This is a genomic window from Citrobacter gillenii, assembly GCF_013337685.1.
GTDB classification, from domain to species: Bacteria; Pseudomonadota; Gammaproteobacteria; order Enterobacterales; family Enterobacteriaceae; genus Citrobacter; species Citrobacter gillenii.
This window is the reverse complement of sequence record NZ_SUQN01000002.1, coordinates 236455-259324: the sequence shown is the minus strand read 5'-3', so window position 1 is coordinate 259324 and position 22870 is coordinate 236455. Positions and strand designations below refer to the sequence as shown.

Sequence of the window (22870 nt, the reverse complement as noted above, 5' to 3'; positions counted from 1 at the left end):
AGGGCAACCTGCGTTGCCCTTTTACGATAATGCTCAATCTGTGGTGAAATTACGACACCAGCAGCTGGTTCATGCGACGGATAAACTGGTTAGGATCTTCCAGCGTGCCGCGTTCTGCGAACAGCGCCTGATCCAGCAGCAGTTCAACCCACTCTTTAAACTGCTCATCATCCTGGGTATCCGCCGTGCGTTTAACCAGCACGTGGTCCGGGTTGAGTTCAAAGATATATTTCACTTCCGGTACGGCCTGACCCGCAGCGGCAAACAGCTTCGCCATTTGCGTGCTCATTTCGTCCGCATCGGTGGTTACGATAGCCGGTGTGTCGGTCAGACGGTGCGTCAGGCGCACTTCTTTCACGCGATCGCCCAGCAGGTTTTTCACGCGCTCAACGAACGGGGTCAGCGCTTTTTCAGCTTCTTTTGCCGATTCGTCGACTTCATCCGCCAGTTTGTCGATAGACTCGTCAGCTTTAGCAACGGACTGGAACGGCTTGCCGTCGAACTCGGTCAGGTAGTTCATCATCCACTCGTCGATGCGATCGGACAGCAACAGAACTTCGATGCCTTTCTTACGCAGCAGTTCCAGGTGCGGGCTGCTCTTCGCCGCCGCATAGCTGTCAGCGGTGATGTAGTAAATCTTCTCCTGTCCTTCTTTCATCCGCGACACGTAGTCTTCCAGCGACACGGTCTGTGCAGAAGAGTCGGTGTGCGTAGAAGCAAAGCGCATCAGCTTGGCGATGGTTTCCTGGTTGGCGTGGTCTTCCGCCGGACCTTCTTTCAGGACCAGGCCAAACTGTTTCCAGAAGGTCTGGTATTTTTCTGCATCGTCTTTCGCCAGTTTTTCCAGCATCTGCAGTACGCGTTTGGTCAGCGCGCTGCGCAGGTTACGGGTGACGGTGCTGTCCTGCAGGATCTCACGGGACACGTTCAGCGGCAGATCGTTGGAATCTATCAGACCGCGCACAAAACGCAGGTAGTTCGGCATGAACTGCTCGGCGTCGTCCATGATGAACACGCGCTGGACGTACAGCTTCAGACCGTGCTTGTGATCGCGGTTCCACATATCCCACGGAGCCTGCGACGGGATGTACAGCAGGCTGGTGTACTCCTGCTTACCTTCCACACGGTTGTGGCTCCAGGTCAGCGGGTCGGTGAAGTCATGAGCGATGTGCTTGTAGAATTCGTTGTACTCGTCGTCTTTGATTTCCGACTTGTTACGCGTCCACAGCGCCTGCGCCTTGTTGATTTTCTCCCAGGAAACCACGGTTTCACCGTCTTTCTCTTCCTGTTTTTCAATCTCTACCGGCAGGGCGATATGGTCAGAATATTTGCTGATGATGGAGCGTACACGCCAGTCATCGAGGAACTCATCTTCCCCTTCACGCAGGTGCAGGGTGATTTCGGTGCCGCGATCGTCTTTGGTAATGTCGGCCACGGTGTATTCACCTTCGCCCGCAGACTCCCAGAACACGCCGTTCTCCGGCTTGTCGCCCGCTGCACGGGTGCGCACGGTGACTTTGTCAGCCACGATAAATGCAGAATAGAAACCAACCCCGAACTGGCCGATCAACTGGCTGTCTTTCGCCTGATCGGAACCCATAGATTCGAGGAAAGATTTGGTACCGGATTTAGCAATGGTCCCCAGATGATCGATAACGTCATCGCGGTTCATCCCCACGCCGTTGTCGGCGATGGTCAACGTACGCTTATCTTTATCGAAGGAGACACGCACGCGCAGTTCACCGTCACCTTCATACAGGTCCGGGTTAGACAGCGCACGGAAACGCAGCTTGTCTGCCGCATCGGAGGCGTTAGAGATAAGCTCACGCAGGAAGATTTCTTTATTGGAATACAGAGAATGGATCATCAGGTGCAGAAGCTGTTTTACTTCTGACTGAAAACCACGAGTTTCTTGTCCTTTCATGTAGATCTACCTCAACAATGCCATTTTTAATGGTAAAAACACGTTGAGAGTGAAATGGGGACAGGGAATGATAATTTCAAGCGGAAACCGCCGTCGCGGCTTCCGTTTGTTCAGAATTTAATCTTATGACGCCCGGCAAGAGAGTGCGACAGCGTGGTGCCATCGACCATTTCCAGCTCACCGCCAACCGGTACGCCGTGGGCGATACGGCTGGCTTCAACGTCATATTGCATGCACAGCTCAGCAATGTAGTTGGCGGTAGCCTCGCCTTCGACCGTCGGGTTGGTCGCCAGGATCACTTCATTGATGTGCTCAGACGCCAGTCGCTGCTCCAGACGATCAAGCCCGATATCATCAGGCCCGATGCCATCCAGCGGCGACAGGTGTCCCATCAGCACGAAATAACGGCCGGAAAACTGCCCCGTTTGCTCAATGGCGTAGATGTCCGCAGGACTCTCTACCACGCAAATTTGGCCGTTTTCCCGGCGACGCGGATTCGCACAGATGTTGCATACTTCTTGTTCTGTGAAGGTGCGGCAATCAGCACAGTGGCCGATTTCCGACATCGCCTTCGTTAACGACTGCGCCAGACGCATCCCGCCGCTGCGATCGCGCTGAAGTAGCGCGAACGCCATGCGCTGCGCTGACTTCGGGCCAACGCCCGGTAGGCAGCGCAGTGCTTCCATAAGCTGAGTTAACAGCGGGCTGGTTTGCATCAGAACGGCATCTTAAAGCCAGGCGGCAGCTGCATACCAGAGGAAACGGAGGCCATTTTCTCTTTCTGGGTCTCTTCAATGCGACGAGCCGCATCGTTGAATGCCGCAGCAACCAGATCTTCCAGCATGTCTTTGTCGTCTTCCAACAGGCTTGGGTCGATTTCCACACGACGGCAGTTATGCGCGCCGTTGATGGTCACTTTCACCAGACCCGCACCCGATTCGCCGGTCACTTCCAGCTTGGCCACTTCTTCCTGCATCTGCTGCATTTTTTCTTGCATCTGCTGGGCCTGTTTCATCAGGTTACCCAGACCGCCTTTACCAAACATAGGCTTCTCTCTCAATCACGTTAAGGGATGACAACCATAAAACCATGGAAAATGGCTTACGATCAAATGGGGCGAATACTCTCTTCGTCCAGCTCCGCATCGAAGAAACGACGCAGCGTCTGAATGTTATTATCCGCAATAATTGACTCACGCGCCTGCGCAAGTTTCTCTTCATAAATGGCCTGACGCCACTCCAGCGGCGTGCGCACCGCAGGATTATCATCTTCAACGATGGTCAATTCAACCGCTGAGCCCGTTAAGCTGCTCAATGCTTCAGCAAGTCGTTGCTGCGCACCGCTGGAATTGAGGTGCCGCTGCGTGGAACGCAGGTGCAGGCGAACCTCGTTGCCATTCTCTTCTTTCCAGGCATTGAGCGCCACCTGCTCCACCAGCTTAGGCAATGACAGCTGACTGACCTGCGCGGCCCACGGGTCGCGTTCAATGGCTTCCGCCGCCAGTTTTGCCGCCAGTTCCGGTGTTTTTTCATGTTCCAGCGCTTTTTTCAGCGCCTTTGGCGTGGCAACAACTTCTTTGACTTCTGCAACCGGATTGGTCGTCTTCCAGCGATAGGCTTCTTTTTTCGCTGGTGCCTTCTCCAGCGTAGAGGCCGCCGGGCGCGCCTGAACGCGTTCCGTCACCGACGCCAGTCTTTCCAGCGCAGCATTATTCACCGGCCGCGCGCGGGATGCGGCTGCCGGTTCACTCTTTTTTGCTTTGGTCGCTCCCTGAGCACGCTGCAGCTGACTACGCGCAGCCAGCACCTGGCTGGTTGCCTCAGACAACGGCACGTCCTGATGCGCAGGCGCAGGTTGTTGCTCCGGGGCCTGTGTCGGTGCCATGATCGCGGTAGGAGCCGCGGGTGCAAACGACTGGCGGGGAACTTCGGGTTCCGGTAGCGGGACGCGCGGGTGAAAAGCCAGCGCCCGCAGCAGCGTCATTTCTACGCCCATACGCCTGTCCGGCGCATACGGCAGCTCTTTACGTCCAATTAACAGAGTCTGGTAATACAGCTGAATATCGGTCGGCGGCACGGTCCGCGCCAGTTCGCGCATACGTTGTTCAATGGCGGCCATATCGCTACCGAGCGCGGAAGGCGTGAGCTGAACCATCGCAATCCGGTGCAGCAACGCCAGCATCTCAACCAGCAGCGCTTCCCATTCAATACCACGCGCGGCAGCGTCATTAACCAGCGTCATGGCGCGTTCGCCATTCCCGGAAACCACCGCCTCAACCAGAGACAGCGCTTGATCGTCGTCAAGCGTACCGAGCATGGTACTCACCGCCTGAGTTGAGACCTGGCCGTCGCCGCTGGCAATCGCCTGATCGGTCAGGCTTAGCGCATCGCGCAGGCTCCCGTCCGCCGCGCGCGACAGCAGCTGCAGTGCACGCGGTTCGTGGGCGATGTGTTCCTCATTGAGGATATGCTCAAGCTGATGGCGGATCTGCTCAACGTCCAGCGCTTTAAGATGAAATTGCAGGCAGCGCGACAGGATAGTGACCGGCAGCTTCTGCGGATCGGTAGTCGCCAGCAGGAACTTAACGTGCGCTGGCGGCTCTTCGAGCGTTTTCAGTAAGGCGTTAAAACTGTGGCGCGACAGCATGTGCACTTCGTCGATCAGATAGACTTTAAAGCGTCCACGTGCGGGCGCGTACTGGACGTTATCCAGCAGGTCGCGGGTATCTTCGACCTTGGTACGCGACGCGGCGTCAATTTCAATCAGATCGACAAAACGTCCCTGCTCGATTTCACGGCAGTTGTCACACACCCCGCAGGGCGTGGCGGTAATGCCGGTTTCACAGTTGAGTCCCTTCGCCAGCAGACGGGCGATAGAGGTTTTACCGACGCCACGGGTGCCGGAAAAAAGATAAGCATGATGAATACGCCCTAACGACAAGCCGTTAGCCAGTGCCGTCAGCACATGTTCCTGGCCGACGACGTCAGCAAAGGTTTGTGGGCGCCATTTTCGGGCTAAGACCTGATAACTCATTGGCAGGCTCTGAAAGGCTGGAGGGTGGATTCACAGGGGAGTAATGCTAACACAACCTCGCAGCGACGGCGAGGTTGACACGTTATATTCGGGCGTTATCGTTGCAGTCAGTTTGGTTTCGGGCAGCGCACAGAAACCGGAGCGTACACGTAGTACGTGAGGATTTTGAGCACTGACCGGGGCCAAAATGGCAAAAAAGATAGTCCGACTTAGTGGCCCGGGAAAGGGACCAGGCTGTAGCAGGCCAGCCCTTGTTTTTCCAGGCGCTGTTCGCCACCCAGATCGAACAAATTGATGATGAACGCCGCATCGGTCACTTCACCACCCAGACGGCGGATCAGCTTCACGGTCGCTTCGATGGTTCCGCCGGTCGCCAGCAGATCGTCTACAACCAGAACTTTGTCGCCCGGTTTGATAGCATCAACATGGATTTCCAGCTGATCTGTGCCGTATTCCAGCTCATAGCTTTCAGCAATTACTTCGCGTGGCAGTTTATGGGGTTTACGCACCGGAACAAACCCGACGCCCAACCCCAGGGCGACTGGTGCGCCAAAGAGGAAGCCGCGCGCTTCGGTGCCGACAACTTTCGTGATACCCGTATTTTTGTAACGCTCAACCAGCAGTTCAATGCTGAGTGCGTAAGCTTTCGGGTCTTCCAGCAAGCTGGTGACATCGCGGAAAAGAATGCCCGGTTTTGGGTAGTCGTTGATGCTTTTGATGCTATCTTTGAGAAACTCAAGCTGCTGTGCAGTTGCGGTCATAAGTTTGTGCCTGATTGATACGGTATTACTTCACGGCGCACTATATACTCCATCCTCGACGCGTCTTGAATGATTTTTTGTATATATAAAGAGCAAAGGTTACATCTGTTTAACCTTTGACCGCCTGCGCCTGTGCTCGAAAACGGTCAAATTTACTGGCTGCGGGAGACAATTGCAACAGCGATTATTATGCTTCAGTGCTTTTGTTGCTCTTCATCAACCACCGGGATCCGCCACATAAAAATCAACAAGCAGGCGAGAATAACCAACAGCAGTCCGCGTACCCACATCATCTCAACCAGCCACAGCGAAACGCCAAACGTCAGCAAAATAAACACAATGGCGCGCGGCTTTGCCCCTGACGGCATCGCACGGTGTTTCTGCCAGTGGCGCAGATAACCGCCGAACCATGAACGGTACAGCAGCCAATCGTGAAAACGCGGCGATGAGCGGGCAAAGCACCAAGCGGCCAGCAGCATAAACGGTGTTGTGGGCAACAGGGGCAAAACCACACCCAGCGTGCCTAACACTACCGCTATCCAGCCAATGATGATTAGAATAATGCGTCGCATAATATCAATACTTAACACAGAGAATCGCTACTTTAGCATAACGGTTCTCATTTTCATCGGAGTGTTATCGTGAAAACCGCCCTGCTGCTTCAGACGCTCGAAAGCCAGCTCAACAGCCTGCGGCAGCGTTGCGCCCCTCTTGCGCATCACGCAACGCTTAGCGCCCGCTTCGATCGCCAGCTTTTTCGCACCCGCAGCACACGGTTACAGGCCTGCCTGGATGAAGCCGATGCTAACCTGAGCGCGTTACGCCATGCCGTTGAACACCAGCAGCGTCCCCAGGTAGCCTGGCTGGCTGAACATTTAGCGTCTCAACTGGAAGCCATTTCCCGTGAGACCGCCACCTGGTCGCTCAGAGAATGGGACAGCGCGTCGCCAGGGCTTGCCCGCTGGCAGCGCAAACGCGTTCAACATCAGGAATATGAGCGCCGACTGGTCGAGATGACACGCGAACGTAAGGCTCAACTGGCTCGGGCAACTAATTTTGAGGAGCAGCAGCGCCTGCTACGAGAAGTGGAAGCCTTCGAGGCGCGTCTGGCACGCTGTCGCCATGCGCTGGAAAGAATAGAAAACGTGCTCGCACGTATCACCCGTTAATCGTCGGAGAATGTATGTCACTTGAAAGCGCCCCGGACGAAGTCAAACTGGCCGTCGATTTGATTGTCTTACTTGAAGAGAATCAGGTTGCGCCTGAAACCGTGCTGAAAGCACTAGAGATCGTTAAGCGGGATTATGAAACGAAACAGCTCGCATCATCCAAAAAAGAACGGTAGCAGGATTGCCTGATGGCGCTGCGCCATCAGGCAATCACATTTCCTATTAGCCTACTGAAGGCGTCGGATCATCACCGTTGATGATGTCACGCTTCACCTCGGTCACGGTATCCCCTTTGGCGTTGTGCAAGTGCACTTCGAGTTGGTTAAAGGCGATATCAATGTTGTTTTCACGGCACAAGCGGTCAACCGCGCGGTTAAGTTCATCAACCGTGTGGCTGCGGTCGCGCAGTTCACGGACATACAGACGCAGTTCGTGATCCAGCGTGCTGGCACCGAAGGCGGTGAAGAACACGGCTGGCTCAGGATCGTGCATCACTTTCGGGTGTTCCATTGCCGCCTGCAGCAGCACTTTCTTCACTTTATCGAGATCTGAACCGTAAGCGACCCCAATGCGGATAACCAGACGCGTGGTGGTATCTGAAAGCGACCAGTTGATCAGTCGCTCGGTCACAAACGCTTTGTTCGGGATGATCACTTCTTTGCGATCAAAGTCGGTAATGGTGGTCGCACGAATACGAATCTTACTGACTGTCCCGGAATAAGTGCCAATCGTGACGGTATCGCCGATACGCACCGGGCGTTCGAACAGAATGATCAGACCCGAGACAAAGTTACCGAAGATTTCCTGTAAGCCAAAACCGAGACCGACCGACAGAGCCGCGGCCAGCCACTGCAATTTATCCCACGATACGCCGAGCGACCCGAAGACCGTCATCGCACCGATAGCAATGATCGCGTAGTTGAGGATTGTGGTGATCGCATACGATGCGCCCTGGCGCATTTTCAGGCGCGACAGCACCAACACTTCCAGCAGACCCGGTAAGTTGCGGATCAGCGCCCAGGCCACCATTGAGGCAATAATCGCAAACAGCAGGCTGCCCATAGTGACATCTTTCACCACCGCGGCACCGGCTTCTGTGCCGTTGTAATGCCAGAGCGTGATACTGTCGAGATAGCTGAACACGGTGATCAGATCGGACCATATAGCCCAGAACAGCACGCCAAACAGGGCCACCATCAGCAGCATGGTAATACGCAGCGTTTGCTGGTTGACCTGCTCCAGCGCAATGGTAGGTTCTTCCTGCGGCTCAGCGCCTTCGGCCCCTTCTTTCACCAGGTTCTCACGACGGGCAAGTGCACGACGCCAGGCAATTCGGCGCGCCGCAACGCTCAATCCGCGCAGCACCGTCTGGTACAGCAGGTTCCAGATGATCACCAGATACACGGTCTCAATCCAGCGACCGGATAAACGCAGCGTGGTATAGAAATAACCGGTCGCCGTCAGCACCATTAGCGCGATCGGAATAATCGACAATACGGTTATCGTCACCAGGCGCAGACCGTGCGATTCCTTATCACGCCAGCTCTCACGACACATTGGCCATACCAGGAAGGCAATAAGTAGCAAGTTAAAGAAAATAACAATCTGCCCAAGCACATCATCCATCAGATTGAGAGGCGAAAGCTCAGCGACCACCGACCAGAAATTCAGCGGCAGCAGTGCCAGGCTAATACGCACAATCTGGCGACGCCAGTGGCTGGTCTGTTTCGCGGGCATGCCGAAGTGGCGGATCGCCACGCCGTCTTTTTCCAGCACCTTCCAGCACAGGCCAAACACCAGCCAGAAGACGGCCATTTTCTTGCTAAATGCCCATAGCAGATCGCTGACGTTCAGTTGCATAGTCAGCAGAATCAAGCCCACGGCAAGGATAATCAGGCATGCGGGCAAGGCGCGAATCAGATCGATCAGTATCGCTTTAGGTGTGTTGAGCTGGCTGTCATTGCGCAAGTTACCCACCGCGGCGGCGAGTTTCGCCTGGTACGCTTTCAGCCACTTCAGGCGCCAGCGGATAAGCCCGGCTACCAGCAGCAGCGGCAAACCGGCCAGGAATGCGATAAACACCGCCGGCCAGGCTTTTTCCCAGTTCACGGTGATTTTCATCGACTTAAACTGGTCTTTGAGCGTTTGCGGGAAGGATTTCACCCAATCCCAGTCCATTGGGCGGTTGCTGTTAACCCAGAAAATTTGCTGAGTGAGGATGCTCTTGAGGTTCTTCGACACGCTCATTAACTGCTGCTGGTTGATCTGCAGGTTAATCGCCATCATCAGCTGATTTCCCAACTGCTTATTCAGCTGGTCCAGCAGTTCACGGCGCATATCCACAACCTGCAGCAGCGCATCATGAACTTCGCCGTTCACTTCATTGCTGTGCCCTTCTTCCAGTTTGGCAACGAAGGCATCATTCTGGAACAGCGCATCACGCTGCTGGTTGACTTCAAATTGCTCCAGACGCAGATCGGCAATGCGGTTAGTCATATCAGCAAGCTCGTCTGCCGACGGCAGCGTTTGCTGCTGCTGATACAGAATGCGCGATAGCAGCAGACTGCCCTTCAGCACAGCGATTTGTTCTTTAATATTGCGTTCCGATTGCAGCGCACGATCAAGCCAGTTTTTGACTTTAATGTTTTGCTGCATCAGTGAGTTGCCGTTTTCCGTGGCGGAAATCAGGCGCTGGCTAAGCTGATGGTTAATATCCAGTTCCTGTTTTACCAACGGATTGGTCTGGATACGATCCGCTTCATCTGGCGTCACTGCTTCCTGCGCGGTTTTTTCGGTTAACGTCAGACGTTTGCTGTTCACCGCTTCCTGCAGCAACTGGAGCTGATGCTCGAGCCTGTTGGTGTTGGACGTCACGTAATCCCGTTGTTTTTGCAGGGTATCCTGCAAAACCGTGTTGCCCTCCAGGCTTTTACGCTGCTGGTCGATTTGCGCATTCAGCAATGCCTGCTGCGCCTGAAGCAGCACCTGCTGGCTGGGGCGTAATGCCGCCTCGCCAACGCTGGTTCCATCCAGGCGATTGCGGATTTGCTGCATTTGCTGCGAGGCGGTGTACATCGCGTTTTGCACGCGCTCAGGCTGCGTCTGCAACGAGACCAGTTGGCTGTTATAAGCGGCCAGATCGTTTTGCGCGCTTTGCAGGTCATCCAGCACCTGGGCGACGCGCGACTCGAGTTGTCGCAGAGAGAGCGCGCTCAGTGTTTTTCGCGTTTCATCGTCATTATCGACATCGCTGAGCGAATTTAACGCCGCCGTCGCCTCGCGCATTTTTTCCGGCGCCTGGGCCACTTTCTGGCGTAGTTGAACGGTCTCGTCCTTCACGCGCTCAATTTTATCGAGCGTGGCGAGGGTATCGATAAGATCCTGCTGAACCAATTTATCCTGCGCAGAAAGGTCTTTTTGTTTATTCAGCGTGTCTAGCTGGCTCTGAATATCCGCTTTCGTCGGCAGTTCGCCATTCTGTTGCGCTCGCGCAAATGCTGATGACTGGCAAGACAGCAATAGAATGAAGAAAATAATGGTAATAGCAATGAGATGCTGTGAACGTTTATAAAGCTGCAACATAGTCATGAGGATGAATGTTTCTAACCAGAAAAGTGACCGAAAATAGTCAAGCAGCTAGAATATCACGGCTGTGATGGACAAAATAGCAGGGGTGAAAATGTCCAGGAAAATTCCTGGAGTGAAACCCTCTGGTCAGCAGGTCTCAGGCACGCGAAGCGTAGGGCACAGCAGACACATTTCCAGCAGCACAGCGACATATTCACGCGCGTCTTTTTTCAGATCAAAAGACTCTGGTGCAAATAACCAGTTTTCTAAAATGCCGGAAAGATAGCTGCGCAGTAACACCGCCACACGACGCGTGTTCAGATTCTCCGGCAACATTTTTGCGTTCATACAGTTGCGAAGGGTTTGCTCGATGCGATCATAGTTTTCAAGACACAGGCTACGTTGTGCCAACTGAACAGAGGCTATTTCCCCGACAAACTCGCATTTGTGGAATATAATCTCCATCAGCAAACGCCGGCGTTCTTCTGTCACGGTAGCTTCAAGAACGTAAACTAAAATTTCTCTTAATACTGATAGTGGATCGTCAGGGAATTTTGCCTGATACTCAGACTCTAGTTCATCAATATTGGGTTTTGCCAGCTCCCAGATTTCACTGAATAAATCCGACTTGTTTTTGAAATGCCAATAGATTGCACCACGCGTGACGCCAGCGGCTTTTGCGATCTCTGCAAGCGAGGTGGAAGAGACCCCTTGTTGCGAGAACAAACGCAGAGCTACATCGAGAATGTGTTGACGCGTTTCCTGCGCTTGTTGTTTGGTTTTTCGTGCCATATGTTAGTGAATTTACAGGCGTTAGATTTACATACATTTGTGAATGTATGTACCATAGCACGACGATAATATAAACGCAGCAATGGGTTTATAGGCTTTAAGCCATTGATCAATTTGAAATCGGACACTCGAGGTTTACATATGAACAAAAACAGAGGGTTAACGCCTCTGGCAGTCGTTCTGATGCTCTCAGGCAGCTTAGCGCTAACAGGATGTGACGACAAACAGGCCCAACAAGGGGGCCAGCAGATGCCAGAGGTTGGAGTTGTGACGCTCAAAGCTGAACCTCTACAGATAACAACTGAACTCCCGGGTCGCACCAGTGCTTTCCGCATTGCAGAAGTTCGCCCTCAGGTTAGCGGCATCATCCTGAAGCGTAATTTCACAGAAGGCGGTGACATTGAAGCGGGTGTGTCTCTCTATCAGATTGATCCTGCTACTTACCAGGCCGCATATGAAAGTGCAAAAGGCGATCTGGCTAAAGCGCAGGCGGCAGCTAATATCGCTCAGTTGACGGTGAATCGTTATCAGAAACTGTTGGGTACCAAGTACATCAGTCAACAGGAATACGATACCGCCAAGGCCGATGCGCAACAGGCAAATGCGGCCGTTATTGCCGCGAAAGCCGCAGTAGAAACGGCGCGTATTAACCTGGCGTATACCAAAGTCACGTCGCCAATTAGCGGCCGTATTGGTAAGTCTGCCGTTACGGAAGGTGCCCTGGTGCAAAACGGTCAGGCGACCGCGCTGGCAACCGTACAGCAGTTGGATCCGATCTATGTCGACGTCACACAATCAAGCAACGATTTCCTGCGACTGAAACAAGAGCTGGCGAACGGCAAACTGAAGCAAGAGAACGGTAAAGCGAAAGTGGAACTGGTGACCAGCGACGGCATTAAATTCCCGCAATCCGGTACGCTGGAGTTTTCTGACGTGACGGTTGATCAGACCACCGGTTCTATCACGCTGCGCGCCATCTTCCCTAACCCGGATCACACCTTACTGCCGGGTATGTTCGTCCGTGCTCGTCTGGAAGAAGGGATCAACCCAACGGCAATACTGGTTCCGCAGCAAGGCGTAACCCGTACACCGCGCGGTGAAGCCAGCGCGTTAGTTATCGGTGCAGATGACAAAGTGGAAACCCGCCAGATTGTGGCAGCACAAGCAATTGGCGATAAATGGTTGGTCACAGAAGGACTTAAGCCAGGCGACCGCGTGATTGTCACGGGGCTGCAAAAAGTACGTCCAGGCGCGCAGGTAAAAGCGCAGGAAGTCACCGCGGATAACAACCAGCAAGCCGCAAGCGGTAGCCAGCCTGAACAGTCCAAGTCTTAACTTAAACAGGAGCCGTTAAGACATGCCTAATTTCTTTATCGATCGCCCCATATTTGCGTGGGTGATCGCCATTATCATCATGTTGGCAGGGGGGCTCGCGATCCTCAAATTGCCGGTAGCGCAATATCCAACTATTGCACCGCCTGCAGTGACGATCTCCGCGACCTACCCTGGCGCTGATGCGAAAACAGTACAGGATACTGTTACGCAGGTTATCGAACAGAATATGAACGGTATCGATAACCTGATGTACATGTCCTCCAACAGTGACTCCACGGGTACCGTGCAGATCACCCTTACCTTCCAGTCAGGTACGGATGCGGATATCGCACAGGTGCAGGTACAGAACAAACTGCAGCTGGCGATGCCGTTACTGCCTCAGGAAGTTCAACAACAAGGGGTTAGCGTAGAGAAGTCTTCAAGTAGCTTCCTGATGGTTGTCGGTGTTATCAACACCAACGGCACCATGACCCAGGAAGATATTTCAGACTACGTGGGCGCTAACATGAAGGACGCCATCAGCCGTACTTCAGGTGTGGGTGACGTTCAGCTGTTCGGTTCCCAGTACGCAATGCGTATCTGGATGGATCCGAACAAACTGAACAACTTCCAGCTGACGCCGGTTGATGTGATCAACGCCATTAAAGCGCAGAACGCCCAGGTTGCAGCCGGTCAGTTAGGTGGTACGCCACCGGTGAAAGGCCAGCAGCTTAACGCGTCAATCATCGCGCAAACCCGTCTGACCTCTGCCGATGAATTCAGCAAAATTCTGCTGAAAGTGAATCAGGACGGTTCTCAGGTTCGTCTGCGTGACGTGGCGAAAGTGGAGTTGGGTGGCGAAAACTACGACATCATTGCGAAGTTTAACGGCAAACCGGCTTCCGGTCTGGGTATCAAACTGGCGACAGGTGCTAACGCCCTGGATACCGCTAGCGCCATCCGCGCTGAACTGGCGAAGATGGAGCCGTTCTTCCCATCAGGCCTGAAAATTGTTTACCCGTATGACACCACGCCGTTCGTGAAAATCTCAATTCACGAAGTGGTGAAAACGCTGGTGGAAGCAATCATCCTCGTGTTCCTGGTTATGTATCTGTTCCTGCAGAACTTCCGCGCGACGTTGATTCCGACCATTGCCGTACCGGTGGTCTTGCTGGGTACCTTTGCAGTGCTGGCCATTTTCGGCTTCTCGATAAACACCCTGACGATGTTCGGGATGGTGCTCGCCATCGGCCTGTTGGTGGATGACGCCATCGTGGTGGTCGAGAACGTTGAGCGCGTTATGGCGGAGGAAGGACTGCCGCCGAAAGAAGCGACGCGTAAATCAATGGGCCAGATTCAGGGCGCACTGGTGGGCATCGCGATGGTGCTGTCAGCGGTATTTATCCCGATGGCATTCTTTGGCGGATCTACCGGGGCAATCTACCGTCAGTTCTCCATCACCATTGTTTCTGCAATGGCGTTGTCAGTACTGGTGGCGTTGATTCTGACGCCGGCTCTTTGTGCCACCATGCTCAAACCGATCGCTAAGGGCGATCACGGAGAAGGCAAAAAAGGCTTCTTCGGCTGGTTTAACCGCATGTTCGATAAGAGCACCAACCACTATACCGACAGCGTTGGCGGCATTCTGCGCAGTACGGGTCGTTATTTGGCGCTGTATCTGATCATTGTCGTCGGCATGGCTTATCTGTTCGTTCGCCTGCCAAGCTCCTTCTTGCCGGATGAAGACCAGGGGGTATTCCTGTCCATGGCTCAGCTACCTGCAGGTGCTACGCAAGAGCGTACCCAGAAGGTGCTGGACGAAATGACGGATTACTATCTGACCAAAGAAAAAAATAACGTTGAATCGGTATTTGCCGTTAACGGCTTCGGTTTTGCGGGACGCGGTCAGAACACCGGTATTGCCTTCGTGTCGTTAAAAGACTGGAGCGAACGTCCGGGTGATGAGAACAAGGTCGAGGCAATCACCGCTCGCGCGATGGGGGCGTTCTCGAAGATTAAAGATGCGATGGTCTTCGCCTTTAACCTGCCCGCAATTGTCGAACTGGGTACCGCAACTGGTTTTGACTTCCAGTTGATTGACCAGGGTGGTTTGGGCCATGACAAACTAACACAGGCGCGTAACCAGCTGTTTGGTGAAGTGGCTAAGCATCCGGATCTGTTGGTCGGTGTTCGTCCTAATGGCCTGGAAGATACGCCGCAGTTCAAGATCGATATCGATCAGGAAAAAGCGCAGGCGCTGGGCGTTTCCATTAGTGATATTAATACAACGCTGGGTGCAGCATGGGGCGGAAGCTACGTGAACGACTTCATCGACCGCGGTCGTGTGAAGAAAGTTTACGTCATGTCTGAAGCGGAATACCGTATGTTGCCGGAAGATATTGGAAACTGGTACGTTCGCGGTAGCGATGGACAAATGGTACCGTTCTCCGCCTTCTCCACTTCGCGTTGGGAATACGGTTCACCGCGACTGGAACGCTATAACGGTCTGCCTTCCATGGAAATCTTAGGCCAGGCCGCACCGGGTAAAAGTACCGGTGAAGCAATGGCAATGATGGAGCAACTGGCAAGCAAACTGCCGTCCGGTATCGGCTATGACTGGACCGGGATGTCCTATCAGGAACGACTGTCTGGCAACCAGGCTCCGGCCTTGTATGCCATTTCACTGATCGTCGTCTTCCTGTGTCTGGCAGCACTGTACGAGAGCTGGTCAATTCCGTTCTCCGTTATGCTGGTGGTTCCGCTGGGGGTTATCGGTGCGTTGCTGGCCGCGACGTTCCGCGGATTAACTAACGACGTTTACTTCCAGGTAGGCCTGCTCACAACCATTGGGTTGTCGGCGAAGAACGCGATATTGATCGTCGAATTCGCCAAAGACTTGATGGATAAAGAGGGTAAAGGGTTGATCGAGGCGACGCTGGATGCAGTTCGTATGCGTTTACGTCCGATCCTGATGACCTCGCTGGCCTTTATTCTTGGCGTTATGCCGTTGGTTATCAGCTCCGGCGCAGGGAGTGGCGCGCAGAACGCCGTTGGTACTGGCGTAATGGGCGGGATGGTTACAGCAACCGTACTGGCTATCTTCTTCGTTCCAGTGTTCTTTGTGGTGGTTCGCCGCCGCTTTAGCCGCAAGAATGAAGATGTTGAACACAGCCACCCGGTTGATCACCATTGATTCATCGCTAATGAAAAGGCCGCGCAAGCGGCCTTTTTTCTGGAAAAATCATAAAAATCACTTATTGTGATTACGTTTATTTTCTGCCGAGTGAATAAGCGATATAATCCCTGTAGGCTTAAAGGCTATTCTTAAGAATTCTTGAGGTTTCTTATTTTACCTGAATAATTATTAAGATTAATCCTAGCAGCTAATCTGCATTGTTAGAGGTTGCCTTTGATTGCTAAAGCTAACTCCGTTAACCTGATGATTGCCCGAACAATAAAGAAGTTGTTCCATTTCGAATACCTTCATTTTTAAGGTAAAATGTAAAAAGGGTGCCACATCATAATTTTACGCAATTGTAATTTTTCATGATATGACGATGAAATCTTTTTTAGAGTAGATTATAGTTAAATCATCAGGCGTCACGGGCAAGTTTCAGGTAGTTTGTTGTATCCACCCCGAAGGTGTTCGGTTAGTTTAAACCACTAAGAAGGGGATGCGCTATGGACGAGTACTCACCCAAACGGCATGATATCGCGCAGCTTAAATTTCTCTGCGAAACCTTGTATCATGACTGTCTTGCAAACCTTGAACAAAGCAACCATGGCTGGGTTAATGACCCGACTTCAGCAACCAGCCTGCAGCTCAACGAACTGATAGAGCATATTGCAACCTTCGCACTTAATTATAAAATTAAGTACAATGAGGACAATAAGCTGATTGCGCAGATTGATGAATACCTGGATGACACTTTTATGTTGTTCAGCAATTATGGTATTAATACGCAGGATTTGCAGAAATGGCGAAAGTCCGGAAATCGACTGTTTCGCTGTTTTGTCAATGCCACCAGGGCTAATCCTGTTAGTTTGTCTTGTTAAAAAATATTACAATCATAGGTAAGAGTTATGTCTGATAAACCATTAACTAAAACAGATTATTTGATGCGTCTTCGACGCTGCCAGACAATTGACACGCTCGAGCGCGTTATTGAGAAAAATAAATATGAATTGTCCGACAATGAACTGGCTGTATTTTACTCAGCAGCAGATCATCGCCTTGCTGAATTGACGATGAATAAGCTGTACGACAAGATTCCAACTTCCGTTTGGAAATTTATTCGCTAATTGTTCACGAGGTTAAGTCAGGTATCGCGTTAGATTTGTTTGTCTGGCTGACCACCTCCTCATATTTACAATAGTTATTTAATTCAAATCAGGTGACTTCGATCACAATAAGGTAATGGGAACGCTCCCCTGTGCGCATTGCGTTTTATTGTTTTGCCATAATGAACGTTCGGCAAACAGAAGATGCAGACTGTCCTGCATAACCTGTTGGGTCAAAAACACCGTTGTAGGCGGCAATCCTGCGCGCCTCATCAAAACGCTATACGTTCAAATGTAACTGTTATGCTAAATTGTGGTTAATCTGTTACTTTTTTCAGGCACTATCCCCTCTTAAAATGGGTCGATCCCACCTGAATATTGAAGACATCACGAAGGCAAGAGATGACAGAAATACAGCGCCTGCTCACCGAAACAATTGACGACTTAAATGTGCGCGAAAAGCGCGATAACAGACCGCGCTTTAGCATCAGCTTCATTCGCAAGTATCCGGGACTGTTTATTGGCATGTATGTCGCCTGGTTCGCCACGCTGGCGGTTATGCTGCAATCAGAAACGCTGGTCGATTCAGTGTGGCTGCTGGTGGTATTGTTTGTCATCCTCAATGGTTTTTTCTTTTTTGACGTCGCGCCGCGTTACCGTTTCGAAGACATCGACGTGCTGGACTTCAGAGTCTGCTATAACGGCGAATGGTATAACACCCGTTTTGTTCCGCCAGCGCTTATCGAGACCATTCTGCATTCACCGCGGGTGGATGGCGAACGTAAAGCCCAATTGCAAAAAATGATGGCGCGGAAAGGCGAACTCTCTTTCTACGACGTCTTCACGCTAACTCGCGCAGAAGCTGCCGGTCAGTAGCTTGCCTACCAGCCAATAAAAAAGTGCGTACCCGCTGGCACGCACTGGTTTCCCTGAAATGTTGGCAAAATGTCTAACGTCTTTTCTTCCTGCCCTGCACCGCTTTAAATCGCGGATTCGTTTTGCAGATAACATACAAACGCCCTTTGCGTTTGACTATCTGACAGTCAGGGTGGCGCTGTTTGGCACTGCGAAGTGAATTAAGAACCTGCATATTAACCTCGCTTAGTGCCAATAAAATGGCCAAAACGTTTCTGGAAGCGCGCCGCACTGCCCTCGTTGTCGAACGTCTTCTGCTTCCCGGTGTAGTACGGGTGTGATTTAGACGAAATATCAAGGGTCACGTAGGGATACGTTTGTCCCTCAAATTCAATCTCACGTTCCGTTTTGATGGTCGAACCGACCTTAAAGTACTCATTGGCACTGGTGTCGTGGAATACCACAGTACGATAAAAAGGATGGATATCCGGTTTCATAGCAACCCCTAATTGTTACATTATAACATAACAATAAAGTACACTACTCTCGTCCCTGGCTCAACCTCATTTACACTGTGGGTAATTAATCTGGAAATACCCCTCTTAAATCTATTAGGTCATTCGAATAGATTTTTCACTTTCGGATATACTTTCCCTACGCTGTGTAAATAAGGATATCACTGTGACAACACGACATTTGATCGGCCTGGTGACCGGAATACTGATTCTGTCCATCCTTGCGCCAGTGGGTTTGAGTCTGTGGCTGGCGTATCGTCAGGTTGAAACTAAATTTATGGACGAGCTTGATTCTTACACCAGCCGGGTTGCTTTGCGCACAGAAAGGGTCGGCGAGCAGGCGAAAAAAGCATTACGCCAGATTGAGACCTTCAAGGGAGAACCTTGCGGAACGGAACATTTACTGGAAATGCGTCGTTTGTCATACAGCTATCGTTACATTCAGGAAGTGGTGTACCTCAAGGACAACGTCCCGCAATGCTCTTCCCTCGAGAATAAAAGCCGTGCTGTCGCCTTCCCTGCGGCGATGAAAGTCACCGAGGATGGCTACCGTGCCTGGTTAACCACGGATAACGACTTAGGTATCCAGCGTTTTATGGCTGCATTAGGCAGCGAAAACTATGTGGTGATGGTCGATCCCGCCACGTTCATTGACGTTGTTCCGTTTGGTTCGTGGCCGATTGATGTCGCCATTATTGGCGCCGATAAAAGCAGGATTGTCACCAGTAGCGGAACGCTACCAGAAGATATTTTGCAAAATTTTCAACAAGATAATGCCACTACGCATTTGCAAAAAGAGGGCGTTATTTACAACGCCCGCCCCTTCCCTGCATTAGGTATTACCGTCGTCAGCTGGGCATCTACGCTGCCGCTGAAAAAAATATGGCACCGACAGGCGCTTATCTGGCTCCCGGCGGGAATTCTTATCGGTCTGCTGACCGCCGCCTTTGTTCTGCGTATTTTACGTCGTTTGCAGTCTCCCCATCATCAGTTGCAGGAGGCTATCCAGCGCCGTGAAATTAAGGTGTACTATCAGCCGATCATTTCTCTTCGTACCGGGAAAGTGGTAGGTGCCGAAGCGCTGGCCCGTTGGCCGCAGCCCGATGGCAGTTTTCTCTCACCAGAGATTTTCGTCGCGCTGGCACAGCAGACCGGCCTGACAACCCCTCTCACTCGCCTGATTATCGAAAGCGTGTTTGACGATCTGGGCAAATGGCTTCATCACCATCCGGAGCAGCATATCTCCATCAATCTTGAAGCCGATAATCTGACATCAGAAACGCTGCCAGGTCTGCTCAGCCGGAAGGTGAATCACTATCAGATAAACCCGTCGCAAATTGCACTCGAACTCACAGAACGCGCCTTTGCCGATCCGAAAACCAGCGCTCCGTTCATCGCCAAGTACCGCCAGGCCGGCCATTCGATTTACATTGATGATTTTGGCACCGGTTATTCCAGTCTCAGTTACTTGCAGGATCTGGATGTCGATATTTTGAAGATCGATAAATCGTTCGTGGATGCGTTGGGATACAACAACGTGACGCCGCATATTATCGAGATCGCAAAAACGCTGAAGCTGGAAATGGTGGCAGAAGGTATCGAGACGAAAAATCAGGAAGAGTGGCTACGACAGCATGGCGTGCAGTACGGCCAGGGCTGGCTATACAGTAAGGCATTGCCAAAGGCAGAGTTTATCCTGTGGGCGGAGACACGACTGTAGCCGACATGCGAAAAGATTGAGATGGCTGGCGGCACGCCGCACAGCCAGTCACGTCAGTCACGTCAGTCACGTCAGTCACGTCAGTCATCCATAATGGGCGAGAATCCACCGTAGATCATGCGCTTGCCATCAAAGGGCATCGATTCGCCAAATTCCTTCATTCGGGGATCGGACATCATCTTCTGATTCGCCGCGTCACGGACTTCTTTTGAAGGATACTCAATCCAGCTGAATACCACTTCTTCATGATCCTGCGCTTTTACCGCCATGCGAAAATCGGTCAATTTGCCGTCAGGGACATCGTCTGCCCAGCATTCCACCACGCGCAATGCACCGAACTCCTTGAAAAGCGGAGCCGCTTTTGCCGCCATCGCGATATACGCCTCCTTGTTTTCAGCGGGTACGGCAACCACAAAACCATCAACATACTTCATGAGAAAAGCCTCCGAAGTTTACTGCGCGGCAAGCCAATTCTGGCCGCGTCAGTCGAGATTAAGTTTAGTCGTCAGCCCGCGATCATGCCGTAGGTTCATTCCGAACCCGAATGCGTGACTGCGGCTGATACCGAAACCACGGCAGGCAAAGCTGAATGAGCGGACCAATCGCCAGTGCATACAGCACCGTACCAACGCCCAGGGTTCCCCCGAGTAGCCAACCGATAAGCAACACCGACACTTCGATGGCCGTTCGAATTCGCCTCACCGGCCAACCGGTACGCGCGTGAATGCCGGTCATCAGACCATCTCGTGGGCCAGCACCGAACCCCGCACCGATATACAGACTGGTCGCTAAGGCGTTCAGTATCACCGCAGATACCAACAGACCGCTGCGGGCAAACAGGGATTCAAATCCCGGGATTACCATCAGCGCCACATCAGCCGCCAGCCCAATCATAATGACATTACTCAATGTGCCAAACCCCGGACGCTGGCGTAGTGGGATCCATGCCAACAGGACCAATACGCCCACGGCAATAATCACCAAGCCGATGTTCATCGACAACAGATTTGCCACACCCAGATGAAAAACGTTCCAGGGATCAGCGCCTAAATCCGCACGCACAAACATCGCCGTCGACACGCCGTAAAGCGTCAGCCCGATAAACAATTGCAGTAAACGACGCAGCATGCTTTTCTCCTCTCCCTGCGCAGACAGTCTTCATCTTCAACGCAATTGGCACTATGATTAATGACCAGTTTCCAAAAAGTGGACTGCAATGTCATCTCGCCGTTATGGAAGTCAGTCTCTCCAGCGCCTGCTCGGGCACTGGCAGGAGAGTCCCTCACGTACCCCAATCTGGCGACAGCTGGCCGAAGCCTTGCGTCTGCTGATACTGGATGGCCGGCTGGCGCTGGATAGCCGGCTTCCCGGCGAGCGCGAACTTGCTACGGTGCTGGAAGTCAGCCGAACAACTATCGCCAGCGCAATGGCACAGCTGCGGGAAGAAGGATATCTGGAAAGCCGCCAGGGTAGCGGCTCACGGGTGATCCTGCCGGAACATATTCGCCATGTACCGACTCGCACCGTCACCGGTACCGCACTCGATCTGTCCACCGCCGCGCTCAGCGCGGGTCCCGAAATTCATCAGGCTTACCAGCAGGCGCTGTTTGCCATACCGCAGCATCTGTTAAGTTCCGGGTATCTGCCCCAGGGGCTACCGTCTTTGCGCGAATCCATTGCCCGGCATTACTGCGAACGCGGATTATCCACGCAGCCGGATGAGGTTATGGTGGTCAATGGTGCAGTCAGCGGGCTGGCGCTGATCCTGCGGTTGCTTACCGGTCCAGGCGATCGCGTAGTGGTTGATCATCCCACTTACCCGCTCGCTATTGCGGCGATTCAGGGGGCCTCCTGCCGACCCGTGGGGGTGTCGCTGCCCGAACAGGGGTGGGATACTGCGGGTCTTGTCGCCACCATCGCACAAACCGCCCCACGCATGGCCTACCTGATGCCGGATTTTCACAATCCTACCGGACGTTGCATGGACGCCGCCACACGCCAGGTGGTGGCCGATATCGCCGCCAAAACGCACACCACGCTGGTGGTGGACGAAACCATGGTCAATCTGTGGTATGACGCCCCGCCACCACCGCCGCTTGCCGCCTTCAATCGCGATGCACCCATCATTATGTTGGGGTCTGCCGGTAAAAGTTTCTGGGGAGGATTACGTCTTGGCTGGGTGCGGGCGTCATCACGGACTATTGCCGCACTGGTGCAAACCCGCGACACGTTCGATTTAGGCTCACCGGTGCTGGAACAGCTCGCTACCGGCTGGCTGCTGGATAACGCCGCGCAGTTTCTCCCGGACAGAAGACAACTGCTCACCGCCAGACGCGACCAGTGCCATACTCTGATGCGATCGCATTTCCCGGAATGGCAATTTACCCAACCGCAGGGCGGGTTATCTTTCTGGGTAGAATTGCCCGATACGCTGGCGACGCTGTTTGCCACTCGCGCCGACAGCGCCGGTATTCAGTTAGGTACCGGAACGCGCTTTGGGTTAGCGGGTGCATTCGATCGTTTCTTACGCATGCCCTTCGCGCTGCCGGATGACACGATGCGCGCCGCCTTCAACACATTGCAGCCGATCTGGGACACTCTGCGTTCACAGGCAAGTCATGGGAAAATACGTAAAATAATCTAAGTGACGAGGAAAGGTGAAAGAGATTGCCGAACGGCAGAATTGGGTGGGGGCCCTGCCAGCTACATCCCGGCACACACGTCATCTGCCTTGGCTGCTTCCTTCCGGACCTGACCTGGTAAACAGAGTAGTGTTGCGGGAGAACCAACAGAGCCCCCATTGAGAGCGTTGTTAACCAACGCGCAGGCGCATTATCACTGCTGCACCGTGTAATTGCAACCCATCCAGCACCAGATGCTGTTTTCTTGTGCAATGCGGCTTCACTCACCCGCCATTCCAGATTATGCTGGGGAATTAG

At 52.8% G+C, this 22870-nt stretch carries 21 protein-coding genes, 1 other RNA gene and 1 other annotated feature; of the genes, 9 read left to right on the top strand and 13 right to left on the bottom strand.

Annotated features, from left to right (window positions below; all coding sequences use genetic code 11):
- Positions 1-49: 49 nt before the first annotated feature.
- The 6 genes from htpG to FCH32_RS04965 form a co-directional block, all read right to left on the bottom strand.
- A complete protein-coding gene (gene htpG, locus FCH32_RS04990; RefSeq protein WP_117342134.1) occupies positions 50-1924 on the bottom strand; it encodes a molecular chaperone HtpG in 1875 nt (624 codons plus the stop codon).
- Between the two features lie 110 nt (positions 1925-2034).
- A complete protein-coding gene (gene recR, locus FCH32_RS04985) occupies positions 2035-2640 on the bottom strand; it encodes a recombination mediator RecR (protein ID WP_096758029.1) in 606 nt (201 codons plus the stop codon).
- Complete coding sequence (locus tag FCH32_RS04980) at positions 2640-2969, bottom strand: YbaB/EbfC family nucleoid-associated protein (protein ID WP_046276079.1); 330 nt, start codon at positions 2967-2969, stop codon at positions 2640-2642. Before FCH32_RS04980 ends, recR begins: the two co-directional genes overlap by 1 nt.
- Positions 2970-3031: 62 nt before the next feature.
- Complete coding sequence (gene dnaX, locus FCH32_RS04975; protein ID WP_117342133.1) at positions 3032-4957, bottom strand: DNA polymerase III subunit gamma/tau; 1926 nt, start codon at positions 4955-4957, stop codon at positions 3032-3034.
- Positions 3635-3699: a sequence feature (DnaX frameshifting element), on the bottom strand. (Overlaps the previous gene by 65 nt.)
- Positions 4958-5166: 209 nt before the next feature.
- On the bottom strand, positions 5167-5718 hold the full coding sequence (gene apt / locus FCH32_RS04970; protein ID WP_174360591.1) for an adenine phosphoribosyltransferase: 552 nt from the start codon (positions 5716-5718) through the stop codon (positions 5167-5169).
- A 194-nt stretch (positions 5719-5912) separates the two neighbouring features.
- Positions 5913-6290 carry a DUF454 family protein gene (locus FCH32_RS04965; protein ID WP_135912453.1) on the bottom strand — a complete coding sequence of 126 codons (378 nt, stop codon included), beginning with the start codon at positions 6288-6290 and terminating at the stop codon, positions 5913-5915.
- 69 nt (positions 6291-6359) lie between these two features.
- Here FCH32_RS04965 and priC point away from each other — a divergent pair, with 69 nt between their 5' ends.
- Positions 6360-6887 carry a primosomal replication protein N'' gene (priC, locus tag FCH32_RS04960; RefSeq protein WP_096758033.1) on the top strand — a complete coding sequence of 176 codons (528 nt, stop codon included), beginning with the start codon at positions 6360-6362 and terminating at the stop codon, positions 6885-6887.
- 14 nt (positions 6888-6901) lie between these two features.
- Complete coding sequence (gene rsmS / locus FCH32_RS04955; RefSeq protein ID WP_117342132.1) at positions 6902-7063, top strand: pleiotropic regulatory protein RsmS; 162 nt, start codon at positions 6902-6904, stop codon at positions 7061-7063.
- Between the two features lie 46 nt (positions 7064-7109).
- On the opposite strand, the gene mscK is transcribed toward rsmS, so the two are convergent.
- Positions 7110-10475, bottom strand: a complete 3366-nt coding sequence (gene mscK / locus FCH32_RS04950; RefSeq protein ID WP_115259200.1) for a mechanosensitive channel MscK — start codon at positions 10473-10475, stop codon at positions 7110-7112.
- Positions 10476-10601: 126 nt separating this feature from the next.
- The gene (gene acrR, locus FCH32_RS04945; RefSeq protein ID WP_096758037.1) at positions 10602-11246 is read right to left on the bottom strand and encodes a multidrug efflux transporter transcriptional repressor AcrR; all 645 of its coding nucleotides are present in this window, start codon (positions 11244-11246) and stop codon (positions 10602-10604) included.
- A gap of 141 nt (positions 11247-11387) precedes the next feature.
- On the opposite strand from acrR, the gene acrA reads away from it, so the two are divergent.
- The 5 genes from acrA (at position 11388) to FCH32_RS04920 (ending at position 17717) form a co-directional block, all read left to right on the top strand.
- Positions 11388-12581 (top strand): multidrug efflux RND transporter periplasmic adaptor subunit AcrA, encoded by a 1194-nt coding sequence (acrA, locus tag FCH32_RS04940; protein WP_096758038.1) that lies wholly within the window; start codon positions 11388-11390, stop codon positions 12579-12581.
- A gap of 22 nt (positions 12582-12603) precedes the next feature.
- On the top strand, positions 12604-15753 hold the full coding sequence (gene acrB / locus FCH32_RS04935; RefSeq protein ID WP_096758039.1) for an efflux RND transporter permease AcrB: 3150 nt from the start codon (positions 12604-12606) through the stop codon (positions 15751-15753).
- Between the two features lie 488 nt (positions 15754-16241).
- A complete protein-coding gene (gene tomB / locus FCH32_RS04930) occupies positions 16242-16616 on the top strand; it encodes an Hha toxicity modulator TomB (protein WP_115259201.1) in 375 nt (124 codons plus the stop codon).
- A 27-nt stretch (positions 16617-16643) separates the two neighbouring features.
- Positions 16644-16862 (top strand): HHA domain-containing protein, encoded by a 219-nt coding sequence (locus tag FCH32_RS04925; protein ID WP_002892050.1) that lies wholly within the window; start codon positions 16644-16646, stop codon positions 16860-16862.
- A gap of 381 nt (positions 16863-17243) precedes the next feature.
- The gene (locus FCH32_RS04920; protein WP_096758041.1) at positions 17244-17717 is read left to right on the top strand and encodes a YlaC family protein; all 474 of its coding nucleotides are present in this window, start codon (positions 17244-17246) and stop codon (positions 17715-17717) included.
- Between the two features lie 73 nt (positions 17718-17790).
- Here FCH32_RS04920 and ykgO read toward each other — a convergent pair whose 3' ends face one another.
- Positions 17791-17931, bottom strand: a complete 141-nt coding sequence (gene ykgO / locus FCH32_RS04915) for a type B 50S ribosomal protein L36 (RefSeq protein WP_005125190.1) — start codon at positions 17929-17931, stop codon at positions 17791-17793.
- 1 nt (position 17932) lies between these two features.
- The gene (locus FCH32_RS04910; RefSeq protein WP_115259215.1) at positions 17933-18193 is read right to left on the bottom strand and encodes a type B 50S ribosomal protein L31; all 261 of its coding nucleotides are present in this window, start codon (positions 18191-18193) and stop codon (positions 17933-17935) included.
- A gap of 184 nt (positions 18194-18377) precedes the next feature.
- Here FCH32_RS04910 and FCH32_RS04905 point away from each other — a divergent pair, with 184 nt between their 5' ends.
- A complete protein-coding gene (locus FCH32_RS04905) occupies positions 18378-19931 on the top strand; it encodes an EAL domain-containing protein (RefSeq protein ID WP_115259216.1) in 1554 nt (517 codons plus the stop codon).
- 80 nt (positions 19932-20011) lie between these two features.
- On the opposite strand, the gene FCH32_RS04900 is transcribed toward FCH32_RS04905, so the two are convergent.
- Together FCH32_RS04900 and yczE are read right to left on the bottom strand one after the other, a co-directional pair.
- Positions 20012-20365 carry a DUF1428 domain-containing protein gene (locus FCH32_RS04900; protein ID WP_115259217.1) on the bottom strand — a complete coding sequence of 118 codons (354 nt, stop codon included), beginning with the start codon at positions 20363-20365 and terminating at the stop codon, positions 20012-20014.
- Positions 20366-20447: 82 nt separating this feature from the next.
- On the bottom strand, positions 20448-21059 hold the full coding sequence (gene yczE / locus FCH32_RS04895) for a membrane protein YczE (RefSeq protein ID WP_174360590.1): 612 nt from the start codon (positions 21057-21059) through the stop codon (positions 20448-20450).
- Between the two features lie 88 nt (positions 21060-21147).
- Here yczE and yczR point away from each other — a divergent pair, with 88 nt between their 5' ends.
- Positions 21148-22575 carry a MocR-like transcription factor YczR gene (gene yczR, locus FCH32_RS04890; protein ID WP_174360589.1) on the top strand — a complete coding sequence of 476 codons (1428 nt, stop codon included), beginning with the start codon at positions 21148-21150 and terminating at the stop codon, positions 22573-22575.
- A 50-nt stretch (positions 22576-22625) separates the two neighbouring features.
- On the opposite strand, the gene ffs is transcribed toward yczR, so the two are convergent.
- An RNA gene (gene ffs / locus FCH32_RS04885) (signal recognition particle sRNA small type) lies at positions 22626-22722 on the bottom strand.
- Positions 22723-22870: the final 148 nt, after the last annotated feature.